This window comes from Paenibacillus sp. P4_E11, from assembly GCF_056401635.1.
Genome location: NZ_JBFUIX010000396.1, coordinates 1 through 1,893 on the forward strand (window position 1 = coordinate 1; position 1,893 = coordinate 1,893).

Here is a 1,893-nt window from a genome sequence, read left to right on the forward strand (position 1 = left end):
GGTATGACAAGATTCGTCTGCTTGACGCCTATCGCCTCTGTCGAACTGCCAATTCGGGTTATGCCTCGACCCGTATGACTGACCTCGGTTAGCGATTGCTTCCTTCCCCCTTCAGTCGTAACGGCGGCATCCAATTGCTCAGCCGGCACATGGGCAAGCAGCCGTTCCATATGTCCAATACCATTCTGGAAGCAGAGCAGCCTCGCTCCATCCCGGCACCATTCTCCTATTCGCTCGATTAACTCCTCTGTCAGATGCTGCTGCTTGACCGTAAGGAAGATCCAGTCGGGTCGCTCCACAATTCCCTGCTCCTGAAGCAACTGCAGCTTGTGGAATGAAATGGCGGCATGCAGTTTAACCTGTATGACAACCCCATCCTCCAATAGCTGCACACCTAGCCGGTCTACCTCTTCGGCCTGTTCCGCTGAGCGGGTCACAAGCGTGACACGATTGCCCGAGATGGCCAGCTTAGCTGCGAACAGCAACCCGATCGAGCCCGCACCCCAACACCATACTTGCATTCCACCGATTCCTCCCGTCAGCATGTTTCGACCATCATATCAAACTGTCCTCACAAAAAAAAGATCCACTCGGCACGGTAGAAACCAGCCGGGGATCTTTTTATCATTTCAATCAATTCGTTCCAAATTGCCGTTCGCATCCATCTTGAACCGAGGTTTCTGCTCGTCTTCTTCTTCTACTAGAAAGGCAAGCTTCCTAGCGCGGTCCATAATCTGAATCAGCGCCTTATAATCGTCATTAACGACCCGGTAATCGGTCTGGACCTCACTCATTTCCCGGTTCAGCTTATCCTTTTCGCGACGCAACCCACTTAGCTCGTCTTCCTTCTCCCTTAGGTCTTTCTCGAGAGTTTTGATTTGCCGGGTCATGTCTTGATAGGTTCCTTTCCACTGCCTTAGAAAACGAATAACAGCGTCAATGGAGATCGATTCTTCACTCAAAGTGTCGTTCTTATAAGCGCTTATGGAATCAACCGTCTCCAACGTAGCGATAGCGGCAACATTCACTCCGCCCACATGCTTCTTATACTGGCTCCGTTTCTGACGTTGCGCCTTAGCAATCGATATAGCAGCGTCATACTTTTTACGTACACAGCTGTTCCAACGAAAACCACAGGCTGCGGACGTTCTTCCAATCTTGTCTCCTACTTCTTCGAAAGCCGCCAACTGGGTGCTGCCTTCCCGTATATGGCGCAGCGTCACCTCGGCTAATATTAGATCGTCTTCTTCACTCCAGGCATCCTGTCTTATTGCTGTCATGCCTACAACCTCCCAACAAACTTTAAAGTTGCCACTGTTTTATCTCTATGCCCATAGTAGAGTTCATAGAATCTATTTGATACTATTTGGTATTACCATTTTTTCAAACGCTCATACATGTTGACGTGGAATTTGGAGATACTAAACAAAAAGTTTGATAATTCGTCACGCTTCACAGTTTACACGTTCAAATCGGAACGGTATAATGACAGTAGAAAAATTTGACCGTTTCAACAGAGAGGGGGATTTCATCGTGGCACGCATGTTCAGAGTGTTAGGTTTTTGGACGCTTGCGATCGGTCTGATGGCGTTAGCGGGAGATATGAAAGAAATGGCTTTGCTGTTCTTTTTCCAGACCGCTGCATTCGTCATTTTAGGTTATATGAACTTGTCCGAACGCGCCTACATATTGATTTTTTGGGGGTACCTGATCCTTTCCTTCACCGGATTCACGTACTGGTCGTTCTTCCAAATGTCCGTATAGCTTGGATCTAACTCACATGGATGAAAAAAAGGTGAAACGCGGCTGATTCGTCAGCTATTGCGTTTCACCTTTTATTTTGCGTTGAATCAACACCTTGAACAGTTCGCTCATCTGATCACTCAGCAGCAG

Annotated in this window: 3 protein-coding genes; 1 reads left to right on the forward strand and 2 read right to left on the reverse strand. The window is 47.9% G+C overall.

The window, feature by feature from the left end; all coding sequences use genetic code 11:
* Both AC1DWB_RS34420 and AC1DWB_RS34425 read right to left on the reverse strand, forming a co-directional pair.
* Positions 1–521, reverse strand: a 521-nt coding sequence (locus AC1DWB_RS34420) for a ketopantoate reductase family protein (RefSeq protein ID WP_477545570.1), incomplete at its 3' end; no start/stop codon positions are given.
* Between the two features lie 108 nt (positions 522–629).
* A complete protein-coding gene (locus AC1DWB_RS34425; protein WP_477545571.1) occupies positions 630–1,280 on the reverse strand; it encodes an RsfA family transcriptional regulator in 651 nt (216 codons plus the stop codon).
* Positions 1,281–1,533: 253 nt separating this feature from the next.
* Between AC1DWB_RS34425 and AC1DWB_RS34430 the strand changes: the two genes are divergently transcribed.
* Positions 1,534–1,764, forward strand: a complete 231-nt coding sequence (locus AC1DWB_RS34430; RefSeq protein ID WP_477545572.1) for a DUF2626 domain-containing protein — start codon at positions 1,534–1,536, stop codon at positions 1,762–1,764.
* Positions 1,765–1,893 lie beyond the last annotated feature (129 nt).

Bases quoted from the DNA above. Each gene is read 5' to 3' on its own strand.
- AC1DWB_RS34425 (WP_477545571.1), bottom strand. From the start codon at position 1,280: ATGACAGCAATAAGACAGGATGCCTGGAGTGAAGAAGACGATCTAATA.